Here is a 17566-nt window from a genome sequence, read left to right on the forward strand (position 1 = left end):
TCCAGGAAGGAAAGAACAATGGAGTTTCTCCGCAAGCATGGATCGAGCCCGCGACGTCGCCTGCTCACCTTCGCCGCAACCGGCACCGTCGCTGCGCTCCTGCTCTCCGCGTGCGCAGCCGACGCCGGCGGCGAGGCAGGAGGAGGCGAGGGATCGAGCGAGGGCGCCAGCATCTCGTTCATCCCCAAGAACCTGAACAACCCGTACATCACGCTCGAGCTCTCCGGGGCGAAGGAGGCGGCCGAGGAGCTCGGCTTCACCTACGCCGAGGCGGCGCCGCTCGATGCCGGGGCCGACAGCCAGATCCCCTTCATCCAGACCGAGGTGCAGAACGGCACGCAGATCCTCGCCGTCTCGCCCAACGACCCGGATGCCGTCTGCCCGGCGCTCGAGGACGCCCGCGCCGGCGGGGCGAAGATCATCACCTTCGACTCCGACTCGGCCGTCGAGTGCCGCGACCTGTTCATCAACCAGACCTCGGTCGAGGGCGTCGCCGCCGGCCAGCTGGAGCAGCTGTTCGACCAGATCGGCGGCACGGGTGAGATCGCCATCCTCTCGGCCACGGCGGCCGCGCCGAACCAGAACGCCTGGATCGAGGCGATGATCCAGCAGATCGAGGAGAGCGACGAGTACGAGTGGGATCTCGTCGCGACCGTCTACGGCGACGACGACGACACGAAGTCGTTCCAGGAGGCCCAGGGCCTGCTGCAGTCGTACCCCGACCTCGCCGGCATCATCTCGCCGACGACCGTCGGCATCGCCGCGACGGCCCGCTACCTCTCGACGTCGGAGTACAAGGGTCAGGTCGCGCTCGTTGGTCTGGGTCTGCCCGGCCAGATGAAGGAGTACCTCGACGACGGCACCGTGCAGGCGTTCGCCCTGTGGGACCCGTCCGAGGTCGGCTACCTGACCGCCTACGCGGGCAAGGCGCTGCTGGAGGGCACCATCACGGGCGCCGAGGGTGACACCTTCGACGCCGGCAAGCTCGGCAGCTACACGGTCGGCCCCGACGGTCTCGTGATCGTCGGCGAGCTGCTGAAGTTCACCCCCGAGAACATCGACGAGTACGACTACATCTCGTTCTGATGCTCTTCCCGTCGCGCGGGTCGGGTCATCCGGCCCGGCCCGCGCGGCACCCCCGTCCGTCACCGGACCCCGCACTCGAACGGAGCACCGCCGTGTCCGATTCCCCCGCCCCCCAGCGCGTCTGCTTCCTCCTCAAGGTGCGGCGCGACCGTCTCGAGGAGTACCGCGAGCGCCACGCGGCGGTCTGGCCCGAGATGCTCGCCGCGCTCGCGCAGACCGGGTGGCGCAACTACTCGCTCTTCCTCGACGACTCCGGCCTGCTCGTCGGCTACCTCGAGACCGACGACTTCGCCGCGGCCCAGGAGGCCATGGCCCGCACCGAGGTGAACGCCCGGTGGCAGGCCGAGATGGCCCCGTTCTTCGAAGCCCTCGAGGGCCGCCCCGATGAGGCGATGCGCGCCCTGCCGATGGTGTTCCACCTCGAGTCGCAGCTCGCCGAGCTCGCCTGAACCACTTCCTCCCCTACCGCTAAGGAGTCTCGATGACCACCCTCGCGAGCGATCTGCTCACCCCCGCGACCCGCCGCCGCACCCGCATCGGACTCGTCGCGGGCGGACTGGGCGCGTACTGGCCGCAGTTCCCCAACCTCCTGCCGCAGCTGCAGGAGTCGTCGCGCTACGTCTCCGAGCGGTTCGGGATGCTCGATGCCGAGGTCATCGACGCGGGCTTCATCTCCGACGCTCAGGACGCGGCGGTCGCGGCGGAGAAGCTGCGGCAGAGCGACTGCGACCTCATCGTCATGTTCCTCACCACCTACCTCACCTCCTCGATGGTGCTGCCGATCGCGCAGCGGGCGAAGACGCCCGTGCTCATCATCGATTTGCAGCCGACCGAGAAGATGGATCACGCGACGTTCGGCACGGGGGAGTGGCTCGCGTACTGCGGGCAGTGCTCGGTGCCGGAGGTCGCCAACGTGTTCCGTCGCGCGGGCATCCCGTTCCGCTCCGTGAGCGGCTGGCTCAAGCAGGAGTCGGCCTGGCGCCGCATCACCGAATGGGTGACCGCGGCCTCGGTGCGCGGCGTGCTGCGCCACGCCCGGCACGGCCTCATGGGTCACCTCTACCCCGGCATGCTCGACGTCTCGACCGACCTCACCCTCGTCTCCGCCCAGCTCGGCGGCCACGTCGAGGTTCTCGAGTTCGATGACCTGCGCGTGCGCGTGGACGAGGTCACCGATGCGCAGGTCGCCGAGCGCGTCGCGCTCGCGACGCAGCTGTTCGTGCTCGACGAGTCGGTCGATGCGGATGATCTGGCCTGGGGGGCGAAGGTCTCGGTCGGCCTCGACCGCCTCGTGGAGGACTTCCAGCTCGACTCGATGGCCTACTACCACCGCGGTCTCGGCGGCGAGATCCACGAGCGCCTCGGCGCGGGCATGATCCTCGGCGCCTCCATCCTCACCGCGCGGGGCATCCCGATGGCGGGCGAGTACGAGCTGCGCACCTCGGTGGCCATGCTCGCCGCCCAGACGATGGGTGCCGGTGGATCGTTCACCGAGATCCAGGCGCTCAACTTCGAGGACGGCGTGGTCGAGATGGGCCACGACGGGCCGGCCCACCTCGCGGTGAGCGCCCGCGACCCCCTGCTGCGCGGCCTCGGCGTCTTCCACGGCAAGCGCGGCTGGGGCGTGAGCGTCGAGTTCGACGTGCAGCACGGCCCCGTGACGACCTTCGCCCTCGGCCAGGCCATCGACGGCCGGTTCTCGTTCATCGCCTCGGAGGGCGAGGTCGTGCCCGGCCCGCTGCTGGCGATCGGCAACACGACCTCCCGCGTCGACTTCGGCGGCGACCCCGGCGAGTGGGTCGACGCCTGGAGCGCCACCGGCACGGGTCACCACTGGGCGCTCGCCACCGGTCACCGGGCCTCGGCGATCCGCGCTGCCGCCGACCTCCTGGGCCTCGACTTCCAGCAGGTCTCCCTCTCCTGACGGAGACCGGTCGCCGAGCCCCGCGACCGCGGCTCGGCGACCGGGCCTCTCCGACGGGTAGCGAAACCCGTCGCAATATGAAACGATTCATTCATCTCACCACGACGCAATGGAGCATCATGACCAGCCCCGCGCAGCGCTTCGCCACCATCACCGACCGTCTCGCCGCCCAGGCGATCGAGCTCCCCTCGTGGGCCTTCGGCAACTCGGGCACCCGGTTCCGCGTCTTCGGCACGCCCGGCACCCCCCGCGATCCCTTCGAGAAGATCGCCGACGCCGCGCAGGTGCACGCCCACACCGGACTCGCCCCGAGCGTGGCGCTGCACATCCCGTGGGACAAGGTGGACGACTACGGGGTGCTGCGCGCCCACGCCGAGGAGCACGGCGTCGCGCTCGGCACGATCAACTCGAACACCTTCCAGGACGAGGAGTACAAGTTCGGCTCGCTCGCCGCGAGCGACCCCACGGCCCGGCAGCGCGCCATCGACCACCACTTCGACTGCATCGATGTCATGCACGCCACGGGCTCGCGCGACCTGAAGATCTGGCTCGCCGACGGCACGAACTACTCCGGCCAGGACGACATGCGGCGCCGGCAGGACAACCTGGCCGAGAGCCTCGCCACGATCTACGGGCGCCTCGGCGACGAGCACCGCCTCGTGCTCGAGTACAAGTTCTTCGAGCCGGCGTTCTACCACACCGATGTTCCCGACTGGGGGACGAGCTACGCGCAGGTGGCCGCCCTCGGCGACAAGGCGATGGTCTGCCTCGACACCGGCCACCACGCGCCCGGCACCAACATCGAGTTCATCGTCATGCAGCTGCTGCGCCTCGGCAAGCTCGGCTCGTTCGACTTCAACTCGCGCTACTACGCCGACGACGACCTCATCGTCGGCTCGGCCGATCCCTTCCAGCTGTTCCGCATCATGGTCGAGGTCGTGCGCGGCGGCGGGCTCGACGCCGACTCCGGCGTCGCCTTCATGCTCGACCAGTGCCACAACGTCGAGGAGAAGATCCCCGGCCAGATCCGCAGCGTGCTCAACGTGCAGGAGATGACGGCCCGCGCGCTGCTCATCGACCGCGACGCGCTCGACGCGGCGCAGCGCGCCAACGACGTGCTCGGCGCGAACGGCATCCTCATGGACGCCTTCTACACGGATGTCCGCCCGATGCTCGCCGAGTGGCGCGCGTCGCGCGGCCTGCCCGCCGATCCCATGGCCGCCTACGCCGCGAGCGGCTACTACGACCGCATCGTCGCCGAGCGCGTGGGCGGGACTCAGGCGGGGTGGGGCGCGTGAGTCCTTCCGTCTCCATCACCACCCCTCTCGCCGACCCCCTCGAAAGCGCCTGACGCCATGAATTCCGAGAACCCGACCACCGCGAAGCACGCTCTTCTCGCCCGCTCGAACCGCCTCGGCGCCGAGCCGCACATCACCAACTACGCCGGCGGCAACACCTCCGCCAAGGGCGTCGAGACCGACCCCGTCACGGGCGAGCCCGTCGAGCTGCTGTGGGTGAAGGGCTCCGGCGGCGACCTCGGCACCCTCACCGAGCAGGGTCTCGCCGTGCTGCGCCTCGACCGCATGCGCGCCCTCGTCGACGTCTACCCCGGCGTCGAGCGCGAGGACGAGATGGTCGCAGCCTTCGACTTCTGCCTGCACGGCAAGGGCGGCGCCGCCCCCAGCATCGACACCGCTATGCACGGTCTGGTGGATGCGCCCCACGTCGACCACCTGCACCCCGATGCGGGCATCGCGATCGCGACCGCGGCCGACGGCGAGCGGCTCACGGCCGAGATCTTCGGCGGGAAGGTCGTCTGGGTGCCCTGGCGCCGGCCCGGATTCCAGCTCGGCCTCGACATCGCCGCCGTCAAGGAGCAGAACCCGGACGCGATCGGCTGCATCCTCGGCGGCCACGGCATCACGGCGTGGGGAGAGACGAGCGAGGAGAGCGAGCGCAACAGCCGCTGGATCATCGACACCGCGCAGGCGCACATCGACGCGCACGGCGACGCGAAGCCGTTCGGCGGGGAGCGCGCCGGGTTCGGGCCGCTCGCGGCCGAGGAGCGCCGGGCGAAGGCCGCGGCGCTCGCGCCCACGATCCGAGGGCTGGCCAGCCACGACCGCCCCATGTTGGGCCACTTCAGCGACGACGAGCGGGTGCTGCACTTCCTCGGCAGCGAGAAGGCCCCGGCGCTCGCGGCGCTCGGCACGAGCTGCCCCGATCACTTCCTGCGCACGAAGGTCAAGCCGATGCTGCTCGACCTGCCGGCCGACGCGGGGGTGGAGGAGAGCATCCACCGCCTGAAGGAACTGCACGAGCAGTACCGCGCCGATTACACCGCCTACTACGACGCGCACGCCACTGCCGAGAGCCCGGCGATCCGCGGCGCCGATCCGCTCATCGTGCTCGTCCCCGGCGTCGGCATGTTCAGCTTCGGCGCGACCAAGCAGACCGCGCGCGTGGCCGGCGAGTTCTACCTCAACGCCATCAACGTCATGCGCGGCGCCGAGGCGCTCAGCACCTACGCGCCGATCAGCGATGCCGAGAAGTTCCGCATCGAGTACTGGGCGCTCGAGGAGGCGAAGCTGCAGCGCATGCCCGCGCCGAAGTCGCACGCCACCCGCGTCGCTCTCGTCACGGGCGCCGCGAGCGGCATCGGCAAGGCCATCGCGACGCGCCTCGCGGCCGAGGGCGCCTGCGTCGTGATCGCCGACCTCGACCTCGAGAAGGCCCAGGCGGCGGCCGGCGAGCTCGGCTCGACCGACGTCGCGATCGGCGTGCAGGCGAACGTCACCGACGCGGCCGCGATCGATCGGGCGATCGAGGATGCCGTGCTCGCGTTCGGCGGCATCGACATCGTCGTCAACAACGCGGGCCTGTCGCTCAGCAAGCCGCTGCTCGAGACCACCGAGGCCGACTGGGATCTGCAGCACGACGTCATGGCCAAGGGCTCGTTCCTCGTCGCGAAGGCGGCCGCGCGCGTGCTCATCGAGCAGGGCATGGGCGGCGACGTCATCTACATCTCGAGCAAGAACTCGGTCTTCGCCGGCCCCAACAACATCGCCTACTCGGCGACGAAGGCCGACCAGGCCCACCAGGTGCGGCTGCTCGCCGTCGAGCTCGGCGAGCACGGCGTCAAGGTCAACGGCATCAACCCCGACGGCGTCGTGCGCGGATCCGGCATCTTCGCCAGCGGCTGGGGCGCCAATCGCGCGGCCACCTACGGCGTCGACGAGCAGGACCTCGGCGCGTTCTACGCGCAGCGCACCATCCTCAAGCGCGAGGTGCTGCCCGAGCACGTCGCCAACGCCGTCGCCGTGCTGACCGGCCCCGACCTCTCGCACACGACGGGCCTGCACATCCCCGTCGACGCGGGCGTCGCGGCCGCGTTCCTGCGGTAGTCGCGGTGAGGATCCACGCCGGCGCCATCCATCTCGCCGCCGTCGACCTCGGCGCGACGAGCGGCCGCGTCATGCGCGCGGTCGTGTCGGCCGGGAGCATCGAGATGGTCGAGGTCGCGCGGTTCCCGAACGGACCGATCGAGCGCGCCGACGGCCTGCACTGGGACATCGTGGCGCTGCGCGGCAGCATCATGGCCGGGCTGCGGCAGGCCTTCGCCGACGACCCGCTCATCACCTCGATCGGCATCGACTCGTGGGCGGTCGACTACGGCCTGGTCGCCGACGGGGTGCTGCTGGGCGAGCCCTTCCACTACCGCGATGACCGGTCGACCCGCGGGGTGGATGCCGTGCACGCCGTCGTGCCGCCCCGCGAGCTCTTCGCGCAGACGGGGCTGCAGCACCTGCCCTTCACCACGGTCTTCCAGCTCGCCGCCGAGACCCCGGAGCGGCTCGATGCCGCCGATCACCTGCTCCTCATCCCCGACCTCGTGGCGTTCTGGCTCACCGGCCGCCCGGTCGCCGAGGTCACCAACGCCTCCACCACGGGGCTGCTCGACCCCCGCACCCGCGCGTGGAACGAGGCGCTCGTCGAGCGCCTCGGAGTGCCGCGCCACTTGCTGCCCGAGCTCGTGCAGCCGGGGGAGACGATCGGGCCGCTCACGGCGTCGGCGGTGGAAGCGTTGGGGGCGCCCGCGGGGGTCGTGGTCACGGCCGTCGGATCCCACGACACGGCCTCGGCCGTCGCGGCCGTGCCCTTCGTGCGGCGCGAGGCCGCCTACATCAGCTGCGGCACCTGGGGGCTCGTCGGGCTCGAGACGGAGCATCCCGTCATGACCGACGCGGCCTACGCGGCGAACTTCACCAACGAGGGCGGCGTCGACGGGCGCACGCGCTTTCTGCACAACGTGATGGGGCTGTGGCTGCTGAGCGAGTCGGTGCGGGTGTGGGAGGCGGCGGGGGAGCGCATCGATCTCGGCCGGCTGCTCGCCGAGGCGGCCGCCGTGACCGGCCCGGTGCCCGTGTTCGACGCGAACGATCCGCGGTTCCTGCCGCCGGGCGACATGCTCGCGCGCATCGCGGCGGCGCTCGCCGAGCAGGGCTCGCCCGTGCCGTCGACGCGCGCGGCCCTCGCCCGCTGCATCGTCGAGAGCCTCGCCGTCGCCTTCGCGTCAGCCGTGCGCACGGCCTCCGAGCTCGCCGATCGCCCGGTCGAGGTCATCCACCTCGTCGGCGGCGGCTCGCTCAACCCGCTGCTGTGCCAGCTCACCGCCGACCGCGCCGGGATGCCCGTGCTCGCCGGCCCCGTCGAGGCCACCGCCCTCGGCACCCTGCTCGTGCAGGCCCGGGCGCACGGGCTCGGCGGCACGCTCGAGAGCCTGCGGGCCCTCGTCGCGCAGTCGCACCCGCCGCAGCGGTTCGACCCGCGCGCGGCCTGATCTCCGGAACGCTGCGAGTTCGGCGTGACGCAGCGGGTTTCTCGCTGCAGCGTTGCGCGGAACGGCCAGTGTTGCGGCAGAAGCACCGCCGCACATCCCGCACCCCCGACCGGAAGGCCCCCGCATGCTCCGCCCCACCCCGATCACCCTCGGAGCCTCCTCGCTCGGAGCCCGTGGCGACGCCGACGAGATCGCGGCGCTCGCCGACGCGCTGCTCGCGAGCGAGCTCGGCGACGTCGACACCTCGAACAACTACGCCGGCGGCCGCAGCGAGGCCGAGCTGGGGCTCGCTCTCGCCCGGCGCGGCGGCCTGCGCCCCGGCGGGCGCCTCTACTCGAAGGCCGACGCCGATGCCGAGGGCCGCTTCGACGGCGACCGCGTGCGCCGCTCGATCGAGGAGTCCCTCGGCCGCCTCGGCCTCGACCATCTGCCGATCTACCACCTGCACGACCCGTACACGATCACCCTCCAGGAGGGCATGGCCGCCGACGGGCCCGTCGCCGCGCTGCTGCAGCTGCGGGACGAGGGCGTCATCGACGCGATCGGCATCGCCGCGGGCCAGACGCAGCTCGTGCACGACTACGTGCTCACGGGCGCCTTCGACGCCGTGCTCACCCACAACCGCTTCACGCTCGTCGACCGGCAGGCGCTGCCCCTGATCCGGGATGCGCGCGAGCGCGGCATGACCGTCTTCAACGCGGCGCCCTTCGGCGGCGGGATCCTCGCCAACGGCACGGCCGAGACGTACGGCTACCGCTCGCCGAGCGCCGAGTTCCGCGCGCACATCGAGGCGCTGCGCGCCCTCGCGCGGGAGCACGGCGTCGACCTCGCCGCCGCGGCCCTGCACTTCTCGCTGCGATCGTCGCTCGTGGACTCGACCGTCGTCGGCATCAGCTCGCGGGCGCGGCTCGATCAGCTCGCCGAGCTCGTCGAGGTGGAGGTGCCGGAGGAGTTCTTCGACGCGGTCGAGGCGATGGGCGAGCCGCCGGCGAGCCCGAACGACTAGCTGGGGCGCCCCGACACGGGGCCGGCGGGATCGAGCGGCCTCGACCAGGCGACCTCGCGCGCGAGCTGGCCGCTCTCGACGAACAGCCGCACCTGATGCGCGTCCGCGAGAACGCGGGCGAGCTCGTCGCGATCGGCCGACGCGAAGCCGAGGCCCTGCCAGAACGGCCCGGACCGGCGGCTGAAGAGCCAGGCGCGAGTGGCGCCCGCGGCGGCGGCGTGCTCGAGGGCGAATCGGGCGAGCTGCATCCCGCGACCGCGCGATCGCGCGTGCGGAGCTACGGCGACGCTGCGGATCAGGGCGTGCTCGCCGTCGGGGCTGAGCTCGTAGCCGGTGCTCCCGACGATCGCGCCGCTGGTGTCGTACTCGATCCAGAGGTGCACCGTCGGCGCGTCCAATCCGCTGCGGGTGAGGTCCACGCTGTCGAGGAATTCCGTGAGCGGTTCGCGATCGGCGGGGCCGAACGGTCGTAAGGTCATGCCGCCACTCAAGCACGGGACGACAACGCTCAATTGAATCCATGTGTTACGCTTACGCAATATCGTGATTCAGATGATCGGAGACGTCGTGGCCACTATCAACCTGCGCATCGACGATGCTGACCGGGACGCCCTCGAACGGAAGGCGCGTGAGCGCGAACTGACTCTTAGCGAGTACATGCGGGTGCTCATCCGAGATGCCATCGTTGACGTGCGGGAAGGCGCAACGCCGACGGAAGCTGGGGATGAGCCGGCGCCGGAGACCCTGACCTTCATCGAGCGCAAGTCGCTCTCCATGCTCCATCGAATCCTGGCCCAGGTGCTCCCCGCCGATGCACGAGGCCCTGAAGGCTCGCCCGACGATCAGCGCCGCATGGCTGAGATCGTGGAGCGCGGCTACACCGCTGAGTACTGGGTCGAATCCGCAGGATTCTCCACGGAGCTCTCGCCCCACGACTGTCGGCGCGTCAATGACGTCCTGGAGATGTTCCGCATCGCGCAGTACTCGCTCTCGAAGGTGGAAGCCGAGGGTCGGGGCGCGCCCGATGAGATCCGCCGTTCGCTCACCTTCCGCGGGTTTGATCACAACCGTTCGATCGAGCTGCATATGTCGCTGTACGTGCAGCACATGCTCGACGACGGTCGGTGGGAGGAAGTCCGTCCGCTGTTCGATCGGACGGGTGGAAACTCCCACTTGCCCATGCTCGAGACCTACGAGCGGATGCTCGCCGAGTACCGCCGGGCCATCTCGCGGCGACGGAATCGTCGCTCAGGCGACTACGGGCTGACGCTGGAGGAACTCAACGCCATCGCCGCGGCCAGTGTGCATCCGAGCAATCGGCGCGATGGCTGAGATCGAGGCCGCATCCTTTCCCCGTGACGCACGAGTGTTCGTCGACGAATCGAAGGCTCGAGGCTACATCCTCGCTGCCGCCGTCGTCTCGCCGGGCAGCCTCAAGGCGGCCCAGAGCGAGTTGCGACGGCTCCTGAGACCAGGGCAGTCGCGCCTTCACTTCACGAGCGAGAGCGACTCGTCCCGCCGTCGGCTTCTCGCGGCGATGTGCGACTTGAAGGTCCGGGTCACGGTCTACCGGGTGCGTGGGCTGAGGGAGAAGGAAGCGCGTCGGCTGTGCTTGTTCGCCGTGACGGAGCTCATGGTGCTGCAGCGGGCCTCGGAGCTCGTGCTGGAGAGTGCGGACGTCGGCGTCAACGCCGCTGATAGAGCCACGATCAGTCGCCGGCTCTCGGACCTCGGGGAGCGTCGCGCGTTCGCGTTCCGCCATGAGCGTCCGAAGGATGAGCCGCTTCTCTGGGTTGCGGACGCCGTCGCGTGGTGCTCGCAGGCCGGTGGGGACTGGATGCGCCGCTGCGCTCCGCTCGTCCAGCAACGGATCGATCTCGCCCCTTAACGGCGCGAGCCCGGCTGGTCGTTCCCATTCCGGAAGACTGCCGAGCTCACTTCTCGGGGCTAGTGCCCGTCGCGAGATCAGAGTACGCCGAGTGCGGAGCTGCGGTCAACGGCCGTCCCGACGAGGGCGCCGCTCACGCGCCCGGGCCGGGCAGCACCATCCAGCGGGCGGGCTCGTCGAGCGGCTCGAATCCGACCCCGGCGTAGACGCCGTGCGCGTCGGCGGTGGCGAGCATCGTGCGCTTCACGCCGAGGGCGCGCACCTGCTCGGCCGCGAAGCGGGCGAGGCCCGAGCCGATGCCGCGGCCGCGGGCATCCGGTCGCACGTAGACGTCGCAGAGCCAGGCGAAGGTCGCGCGATCCGTGACGAGCCGGGCGATCGCGACCATGCCGCCGGCCTCGCCGTCGCCGTCGGCTGTCCCGTCCGTGCCGGCACCGTCGGGCTCCTCGATCGCGACGAGCGGGATCGAGTTCGCGAAGGCGCGATCCTGCAGCGCGCGACTGCGGCCGAGGGCCCAGTAGGCGTCCTCCGAGAGCCAGCGGTGGGCGAGCGCGAGGTCGACGTCGGCGGGGTCGGTGGAGTAGCGCACGGTCATCCCGGCATTCTCCTCCGCTCGGGGCGGCTCCTCGCCCGGGACTCCGCCACCGGCCCAGCCGGCCGACCGGCCCGCCGCCCTGCTGCCACCCTGCCACCGCCCTGATCCGACCTGCGGGAAAGCGCTTTCTAGCCTAGTCTGGCAGTCCGATCGCTCGAGGAGGAGCACCGCCGTGACCGTCACCCCGCCGTCCGCCGCCCCCGCACCCCGCCCCCGCTACGCGCTCCTCGGCGCCGGAAGCCGCGCGCAGATGTACATCGGAGCCCTCGCCGGGCTGCACGCCGGCCGCGGCGAGCTCGTCGCCTGGAGCGACACCAACCCGGGCCGGCTCGACTACGCCGAGCGCACCATGACGGCGGCCGGGCATCCGGCCCCCACTCGGTTCGCACCGGATGCCCTCGCCGCCGCCATCGCCGAGCACCGGGTCGAGCGGGTCATCGTCACGAGCCCCGACCACACCCACGCCGCCCACATCGTCACGGCCCTCGAGGCCGGGGCCGACGTCATCGTCGAGAAGCCGCTGACGATCGACGAGGCGGGCGTCACGGCCATCGCCGAGGCGGTCGAGCGCACCGGGCGGCAGGTCATCGTCACCTTCAACTACCGGTACTCGCCGCGCAACAAGGCCCTCAAGCAGCTCATCGCCTCCGGCGAGATCGGCACCGTCACGAGCGTGCACTTCGAGTGGGTGCTCGACACGGCGCACGGGGCCGACTACTTCCGGCGCTGGCACCGGCAGAAGCAGAACTCGGGCGGGCTGCTCATCCACAAGTCCTCGCACCACTTCGACCTCGCCGGCTGGTGGATCGACGACGTGCCGCGCCGCGTCTACGCGAGCGGAGCCCTGCGCTTCTACGGCGCCGAGAACGCGCGCGACCGCGGCCTCGGCGAGCGCCCCGAGCGCGGCAGCACCGACTCGCCCCTGCGCGACGCCTTCAGCCTCGACCTGCGCGCCGACGAGAGGATGCGCGAGCTCTACCTCGAGAACGAGCACCACGACGGCTACCTGCGCGACCGCGACGTCTTCGACGAGGGCATCACGATCGAGGACAACCTGGCGCTCATCGTCGACTACTGCGGCGGCCCCACGATGACCTACTCGCTCAACGCCCACGCCCCGTGGGAGGGCTATACGGTCGCCGTCAACGGCACCGAGGGCCGGGCCGAGCTCACCGTCGTCGAGCGCGGTGCCGTGCTGCTCGACGCTGACGGCCGCGCCGTCACGGACCCGAGCGCACTGCCCGACGGCGTCGTCGACGACGCGTCGCGGCCGATGAGCGAGACGCTCGTCGTGCAGCGGCACTTCGAGGCCGCCCGCGAGGTGCCCATCGACGAGCCCGAGGGCAGCCACGGCGGCGGTGACGCGCCCCTGCTGCGCGACCTGTTCGACGGCCCGGGCGAGGACCCGCTCGGCCTCGTCTCGACGTGGGAAGACGGCGTGCGGGCGGTGTCGGTCGGTATCGCGGGCAACGCCTCCCTGGCCACGGGCGCACCGGTCGTCATCGGCGAGCTGGCCTTCGGCGCGGCGGCGCGCTGCGTCGCGCCGGGAGCGCGCGGCGCCCGCGGGGCGCGCACGGCGCAGGACGCGCCCGCCCGCTCATGAGCCGCATCGTCGTGACCGGCGGCGCGGGCCGGCTCGGCCGCAGCGTCGTGCGCGGTCTCGCCGAGCACGGCCACGAGGTCGTGTCGATCGACCGCGGTCGCGTGCCCGGCCTCGAGGTCGAGCAGGTCGAGCAGGTCGAGCACGATCTGGCGGATGCCCCGGCCACCGCCGCGCTGCTGCAGAGCATCCGGCCGCAGCGCATCGTGCACCTCGCCGCCATCGCCGTTCCCTTCAGCGCGCCCGACGCCACCATGATGGCCGTCAACACGGGCCTCGCCTTCTCGGTGCTCGAGGCCGCGCTCGCCTGCGGGGCCGAGTCGATGCTCGTCGCGAGCAGCCCCACCGTGATCGGCTACGGCGCGCCCGGCGGCTGGTCGCCGACGAGCCTGCCCATCGACGAGCGCCACCCGACCGCCCCGTGGAACGGCTACGCCCTGTCGAAGCTCGCCCTCGAGCAGCTCGTCGCGATGGCCGCCCGCGCGCACGGCGACCGGCTGCGCATCGGCGCCTTCCGCCCCTGCTACGTCATCGCGCCCGAGGAGTGGGCCGGCGCCCCCACCCAGCAGGGCCACACGGTGCTCGAGCGCCTCGCGAGCCCGGCGCTCTCGGCCGTCGCCCTCTTCAACTACCTGGATGCCCGCGACGCCGCCGACTTCGTGCACGAGTGGGGCGAGCGCGCGTCGCAGGTGCCGAACGGCGAGGTGCTCTTCGTCGGAGCGGAGGACTCGCTCGTGCGCGAGCCCGTGCCCGAGGCCCTGGCGCGGCTCGTGCCCGGAGCGGCCGCGCGCGCCCTCCGGCTCGGGCCCACCGACCCGGTGTTCTCGAGCGCCCGCGCGCGCGAGCTGCTCGGCTGGCGGCCGCGGCGCTCGTGGCGCAGCGAGCTCGGCGAGGCCGGGCATCCCGTCGCCGCTGCCGCGCCCGCCGCGCCTGCGCCCGGCCGCGCTCCCGAACCCGCCCTCGCCTCCACCGCCGACCGAGAGACGCACCGCCCATGACGACCATCGCCCCCTTCGCCTTCCCCGCCGGCGTGCTGTTCTTCCCCGTCACGGCCTTCGACGCCGCCGGTGAGGTCGACGCCGAGACCACCGCTGCGCACATCGCCGCGGGCGTCGAGGCCGGAGCCGCCGGGGTCTTCGCGGCGTGCGGAACGGGCGAGTTCCACGCGCTCGGCACGGAGGAGTACGGCATCGTGATCGCCGCCGCTCGCACGGCCGTCGGGGGCCGGGTGCCGCTCGTCGGCGGCGTCGGTGGGCCGCTCGGCCACGCCCGGGCCTGCGCCCGCCTCGCCGCCGAGCACGGTGCTCAGGCGCTGCTCGTGCTGCCGCCCTACCTCGTCGGCGGCACGCAGGCCGGGCTCGTCGCCTACGTGCGCGCGATCCTCGACGCGTCCGATCTGCCGGTGATCCTGTACCACCGCGGCACGGCGCAGTTCACGCTCGAGTCGATCACCGAGCTGCTCGCCGACCCGCGCGTCGTCGGCATCAAGGACGGCGTCGGCGACGTCGCCCTCATGCAGCAGTTCGTGCTCAGGGCGCGCGACCTCGGCCGCGACGACGTCACCTTCTTCAACGGCTTGCTCACCGCCGAGCTGAGCCAGGCCGCCTACCGGGCCATCGGCGTCGACCGCTACAGCTCGGCCGTCTTCGCCATGGCGCCCGAGATCGCGCTCGGCTCCTACCGCGCGTACGCCGCGCACGACGAGGACGGGCAGGCGCACTGGCTGCGCGAGTTCTACGGCCCGCTCGTACGGCTGCGCGACACCACCCCCGGCTACGCCGTCTCGCTCATCAAGGCGGGGCTGCGGCTCGGCGGGGCTGACGTGGGGTCGGTGCGGGCGCCGCTCGTCGATCCGAGCCCCGAGCACGAGGCCGAGCTCGCCCGGCTGCTCGCGCACGGGCGGGCGCTCGCGGCCGCGGCGACGGCCGGGGCGACGACCGGCGCGACGGCGGGTTCGGCGGCCCCGGTGACCGCGGGCTCGTGACGGGCATCCCGAGCACCCCCACCATCGAGCGCGTCACGACGCGCCGCCTCGTCGCGCCGCTGCCGCGCCCCTGGGCGGCCGACGTCACCGTCAACCACGTGATCGTCGTCGAGGCGCAGCTCTCCGACGGAACGGTCGGCCACGGCTTCACGTGGACCCCGACCGTCGGCGCGAGCGCCGTGCACGCGATGCTCGACGACGAGCTCGTGCCCCGCGCGCTGGGGCGGCCCGCCGACCCCGAGGCCCTGTGGATGGAGCTGTGGACGCTCGTGCACGAGGCGGGCGGCGGTGGCATCACGACGATCGCGCTCGCGGGCCTCGACCTCGCCCTGTGGGATGCCCACGCGCGGTCGCGCGGCCTCGCGATCGCCGATCTGCTCGGCCGGCGACGGGATGCCGTGCCGCTGTACGGATCCGGCATCAACCTGCACTACTCCGACGACGAGCTCGCGGCGCAGGCCCGCCGCTGGGTCGCGGCGGGCTACCCGGCGGTCAAGATGAAGATCGGCCGCCCCGAGCTCGACGACGATCTGCGGCGCATCGCCCTGGTGCGCTCGATCATCGGCCCCGACCGGGCCCTGCGCGTCGACGCGAACCAGCGGTGGGATCTGAACGCGGCCCGCACGGCCGCCGCCGCCCTCGAGCCCCTCGGCATCGACTGGCTCGAGGAGCCCCTCCGCGCCGACGACACCGCCGGGTACCGCGCCCTCGCGGCCAGCACGAGCATCCCGATCGCGGCGGGCGAGAACCTGCACACCGTCCACCGCTTCCGCGACCTGCTCGACGCCGGAGCCCTGCAGGTCGCCCAGCCGAACGTCGTGCGGGTCGGCGGCATCACGCCGTTCCGGGCGATCGCCGCCGAGGTCGTCGCCCGCGGCGCCCGGCTCGCTCCGCACCTGCAGCCCGAGCTGAGCGCGCAGCTCGCCCTCGCGATGCCCGAGATCGAGGCCGTCGAGCGCGTGGAGGAGGGGGCGCTCGCCGATACCGGCGTGCTCGCCGGCCCGAGCCCCATGACCCTCGACGGGGCGCAGTCGCGACCCGCGGCACGGCCCGAGCCCGGCCTGGGCATCCGTTTCCTCGACGACCGCACCCCTCAGGAGCAGCCATGACGCGCACCGACGCCGCCACCAGCACCCTCGACGCCCGCCTCGCCCGATCGCTCGCGGCCGCCGCCGCGATGCGCCGCTCGACCATCGCCGAGCGCGCCGCCTGGCTCGAGGCCGGTGCCGAGGCGCTGGACGCGCACGCCGCCGAGCTCGTCGCCCTCGCGGGGGAGGAGTCGCACCTGCCGGCCGCCCGCCTCACCGGCGAGCTCGCGCGCACGACGAACCAGCTGCGCCTCTTCGCCGCGGTCATCCGCGAGGGTTCGTGGCTCGAGCTGACCATCGACCACGACGATCCGAGCACGGTGCCGCCGACTCCCGACCTGCGGCGCATGCTCGTGCCCCTCGGGCCGGTGGCGGTCTTCGCGGCGAGCAACTTCCCCTTCGCGTTCTCGGTGGCGGGGGGCGACACGGCGTCGGCGCTCGCCGCGGGCAACCCGGTCGTCGTGAAGGTGCACCCCGGGCATCCCCGTCTCAGCGAGCGCGTCGCGACCGTGCTCGGGGACGCGCTCGTCGCCGCGGGCGCCCCCGAGGGCGTGCTCGAGACCGCGGCGGGCCGCGAGGAGGGCATCGCGCTCGTGCAGCATCCGGCGATCACGGCGGTCGGCTTCACCGGGTCGATCCCGGGAGGCCGCGCGCTGTTCGACCTCGCCGCCTCTCGCCCCGACCCCATCCCCTTCTACGGCGAGCTCGGCAGCCTCAACCCCGTCGTCATCACGGCCGCGGCGATCGCGGCGCGCGGGCAGGCGCTCGCCGAGGGGCTCGTCGGCTCGTTCACGCTCGGCGCGGGCCAGTTCTGCACCAAGCCGGGCGTCGTCCTCGTGCCCGCCGGCTCGGGATTCGCCGAGCAGGTGGCCTCGGGGGCGCAGGCGGTCGCCACCCAGCCCATGCTCATGCCGCGCATCGCCGAAGGCTTCGAGACGATCGCCGCGCGGCTCGCCGCCGTCGAGGGCGTGCGCACGCTCAGCCCCGCGCTGCCGAGCGCCGTCGAGCAGGGCGGCGCGACGCCCCTCGTGCTGGCCGCCCCCGCCCGTACCGTTCTCGCGGCACCGGATGCTCTGCTCGAGGAGTGCTTCGGCCCGGCCGTGCTGCTCGTGGAGTACGCCGACGAGGCCGAGCTGCACGCCGTGCTGCGCGCTCTGCCCGGAGGGCTGACCGCCACCCTGCACGCCGAGGAGTCGGACGAGGTCGATGCGACGCTCGCGCTGCTCGAGGCCGTCGCCGGCCGCGTGCTCTTCGCCGGCTGGCCGACGGGCGTCGCCGTGTCGTGGGCCCAGCACCACGGCGGCCCGTGGCCCGCGACGACCTCGCTCTTCACCTCGGTGGGGGCCTCGGCGCTGCGCCGCTGGTTGCGGCCCGTGGCCTACCAGCAGGCTCCCGAGTCGCGCCTGCCGCTCGAGCTGCGGGAGGCGAACCCGCTCGGCCTGCCGCGCCGGGTCGACGGCGTGCTGCGCACGGCCTGAGCCGGCCGCCCGAGTCGCCCCTCGGGCATCGCGAAACTCTCGCTCGCGAGAGCCTCGGCTGAGCATCCGCCCCTCGC

General features: G+C 72.5%; 16 protein-coding genes. 14 read left to right on the forward strand and 2 right to left on the reverse strand.

Annotation, left to right across the window (positions count from 1 at the left end; translation table 11 throughout):
* Positions 1 to 18 precede the first annotated feature (18 nt).
* From OVN18_RS05510 to OVN18_RS05540, 7 genes are all read left to right on the forward strand, one after another.
* Positions 19 to 1086 carry a rhamnose ABC transporter substrate-binding protein gene (locus OVN18_RS05510; RefSeq protein WP_267782505.1) on the forward strand — a complete coding sequence of 356 codons (1068 nt, stop codon included), beginning with the start codon at positions 19 to 21 and terminating at the stop codon, positions 1084 to 1086.
* Positions 1087 to 1178: 92 nt separating this feature from the next.
* The gene (locus tag OVN18_RS05515) at positions 1179 to 1535 is read left to right on the forward strand and encodes an L-rhamnose mutarotase (protein ID WP_267782506.1); all 357 of its coding nucleotides are present in this window, start codon (positions 1179 to 1181) and stop codon (positions 1533 to 1535) included.
* Positions 1536 to 1567: 32 nt separating this feature from the next.
* Positions 1568 to 3010, forward strand: a complete 1443-nt coding sequence (locus OVN18_RS05520) for an L-fucose/L-arabinose isomerase family protein (RefSeq protein WP_267782507.1) — start codon at positions 1568 to 1570, stop codon at positions 3008 to 3010.
* A gap of 119 nt (positions 3011 to 3129) precedes the next feature.
* Complete coding sequence (rhaI, locus tag OVN18_RS05525) at positions 3130 to 4308, forward strand: L-rhamnose isomerase (protein WP_267782509.1); 1179 nt, start codon at positions 3130 to 3132, stop codon at positions 4306 to 4308.
* Between the two features lie 57 nt (positions 4309 to 4365).
* Entirely contained in the window at positions 4366 to 6414 is a 2049-nt protein-coding gene (locus tag OVN18_RS05530; protein ID WP_267782512.1) for a bifunctional aldolase/short-chain dehydrogenase, read from the forward strand.
* Between the two features lie 71 nt (positions 6415 to 6485).
* Positions 6486 to 7850, forward strand: coding sequence for a rhamnulokinase (locus OVN18_RS05535; RefSeq protein WP_267782933.1), 1365 nt, complete (start codon positions 6486 to 6488; stop codon positions 7848 to 7850).
* Positions 7851 to 7974: 124 nt separating this feature from the next.
* The gene (locus OVN18_RS05540; RefSeq protein WP_267782513.1) at positions 7975 to 8856 is read left to right on the forward strand and encodes an aldo/keto reductase; all 882 of its coding nucleotides are present in this window, start codon (positions 7975 to 7977) and stop codon (positions 8854 to 8856) included.
* Here the strand turns inward: OVN18_RS05540 and OVN18_RS05545 are convergent.
* On the reverse strand, positions 8853 to 9335 hold the full coding sequence (locus OVN18_RS05545) for a GNAT family N-acetyltransferase (RefSeq protein ID WP_267782514.1): 483 nt from the start codon (positions 9333 to 9335) through the stop codon (positions 8853 to 8855). The two genes, OVN18_RS05540 and OVN18_RS05545, sit on opposite strands and share 4 nt — an antisense overlap.
* Before the next feature lie 73 nt (positions 9336 to 9408).
* Between OVN18_RS05545 and OVN18_RS05550 the strand changes: the two genes are divergently transcribed.
* Positions 9409 to 10188 carry a YfbU family protein gene (locus tag OVN18_RS05550; protein ID WP_267782516.1) on the forward strand — a complete coding sequence of 260 codons (780 nt, stop codon included), beginning with the start codon at positions 9409 to 9411 and terminating at the stop codon, positions 10186 to 10188.
* On the forward strand, positions 10181 to 10744 hold the full coding sequence (locus OVN18_RS05555; protein WP_267782518.1) for a hypothetical protein: 564 nt from the start codon (positions 10181 to 10183) through the stop codon (positions 10742 to 10744). The genes OVN18_RS05550 and OVN18_RS05555 overlap by 8 nt, the downstream gene beginning before the upstream one ends.
* A 133-nt stretch (positions 10745 to 10877) precedes the next feature.
* Here OVN18_RS05555 and OVN18_RS05560 read toward each other — a convergent pair whose 3' ends face one another.
* Positions 10878 to 11339 carry a GNAT family N-acetyltransferase gene (locus tag OVN18_RS05560; protein WP_267782520.1) on the reverse strand — a complete coding sequence of 154 codons (462 nt, stop codon included), beginning with the start codon at positions 11337 to 11339 and terminating at the stop codon, positions 10878 to 10880.
* 172 nt (positions 11340 to 11511) lie between these two features.
* Here OVN18_RS05560 and OVN18_RS05565 point away from each other — a divergent pair, with 172 nt between their 5' ends.
* Genes OVN18_RS05565 through OVN18_RS05585 form a run of 5 tightly spaced genes read left to right on the forward strand, consistent with a single transcriptional unit; the run spans position 11512 to position 17489 of the window.
* On the forward strand, positions 11512 to 12942 hold the full coding sequence (locus OVN18_RS05565; protein WP_267782522.1) for a Gfo/Idh/MocA family protein: 1431 nt from the start codon (positions 11512 to 11514) through the stop codon (positions 12940 to 12942).
* A complete protein-coding gene (locus OVN18_RS05570; RefSeq protein WP_267782525.1) occupies positions 12939 to 13937 on the forward strand; it encodes an NAD-dependent epimerase/dehydratase family protein in 999 nt (332 codons plus the stop codon). Before OVN18_RS05565 ends, OVN18_RS05570 begins: the two co-directional genes overlap by 4 nt.
* Positions 13934 to 14923, forward strand: coding sequence for a 5-dehydro-4-deoxyglucarate dehydratase (locus OVN18_RS05575; protein ID WP_267782527.1), 990 nt, complete (start codon positions 13934 to 13936; stop codon positions 14921 to 14923). The genes OVN18_RS05570 and OVN18_RS05575 overlap by 4 nt, the downstream gene beginning before the upstream one ends.
* Entirely contained in the window at positions 14920 to 16032 is a 1113-nt protein-coding gene (locus OVN18_RS05580) for a mandelate racemase/muconate lactonizing enzyme family protein (RefSeq protein WP_267782529.1), read from the forward strand. The genes OVN18_RS05575 and OVN18_RS05580 overlap by 4 nt, the downstream gene beginning before the upstream one ends.
* Positions 16029 to 17489 carry an aldehyde dehydrogenase (NADP(+)) gene (locus OVN18_RS05585; protein WP_267782531.1) on the forward strand — a complete coding sequence of 487 codons (1461 nt, stop codon included), beginning with the start codon at positions 16029 to 16031 and terminating at the stop codon, positions 17487 to 17489. Before OVN18_RS05580 ends, OVN18_RS05585 begins: the two co-directional genes overlap by 4 nt.
* The last annotated feature ends 77 nt before the right edge of the window (positions 17490 to 17566 follow it).

The organism is Microcella daejeonensis (assembly GCF_026625045.1).
Lineage (GTDB): Bacteria > Actinomycetota > Actinomycetes > Actinomycetales > Microbacteriaceae > Microcella > Microcella daejeonensis.

Bases quoted from the DNA above. Each gene is read 5' to 3' on its own strand.
- OVN18_RS05510 (WP_267782505.1), top strand. From the start codon at position 19: ATGGAGTTTCTCCGCAAGCATGGATCGAGCCCGCGACGTCGCCTGCTC.
- OVN18_RS05520 (WP_267782507.1), top strand. From the start codon at position 1,568: ATGACCACCCTCGCGAGCGATCTGCTCACCCCCGCGACCCGCCGCCGC.
- rhaI (WP_267782509.1), top strand. From the start codon at position 3,130: ATGACCAGCCCCGCGCAGCGCTTCGCCACCATCACCGACCGTCTCGCC.
- OVN18_RS05530 (WP_267782512.1), top strand. From the start codon at position 4,366: ATGAATTCCGAGAACCCGACCACCGCGAAGCACGCTCTTCTCGCCCGC.
- OVN18_RS05535 (WP_267782933.1), top strand. From the start codon at position 6,486: ATGCGCGCGGTCGTGTCGGCCGGGAGCATCGAGATGGTCGAGGTCGCG.
- OVN18_RS05540 (WP_267782513.1), top strand. From the start codon at position 7,975: ATGCTCCGCCCCACCCCGATCACCCTCGGAGCCTCCTCGCTCGGAGCC.
- OVN18_RS05545 (WP_267782514.1), bottom strand. From the start codon at position 9,335: ATGACCTTACGACCGTTCGGCCCCGCCGATCGCGAACCGCTCACGGAA.
- OVN18_RS05550 (WP_267782516.1), top strand. From the start codon at position 9,409: ATGATCGGAGACGTCGTGGCCACTATCAACCTGCGCATCGACGATGCT.
- OVN18_RS05555 (WP_267782518.1), top strand. From the start codon at position 10,181: ATGGCTGAGATCGAGGCCGCATCCTTTCCCCGTGACGCACGAGTGTTC.
- OVN18_RS05560 (WP_267782520.1), bottom strand. From the start codon at position 11,339: ATGACCGTGCGCTACTCCACCGACCCCGCCGACGTCGACCTCGCGCTC.
- OVN18_RS05570 (WP_267782525.1), top strand. From the start codon at position 12,939: ATGAGCCGCATCGTCGTGACCGGCGGCGCGGGCCGGCTCGGCCGCAGC.
- OVN18_RS05575 (WP_267782527.1), top strand. From the start codon at position 13,934: ATGACGACCATCGCCCCCTTCGCCTTCCCCGCCGGCGTGCTGTTCTTC.
- OVN18_RS05585 (WP_267782531.1), top strand. From the start codon at position 16,029: ATGACGCGCACCGACGCCGCCACCAGCACCCTCGACGCCCGCCTCGCC.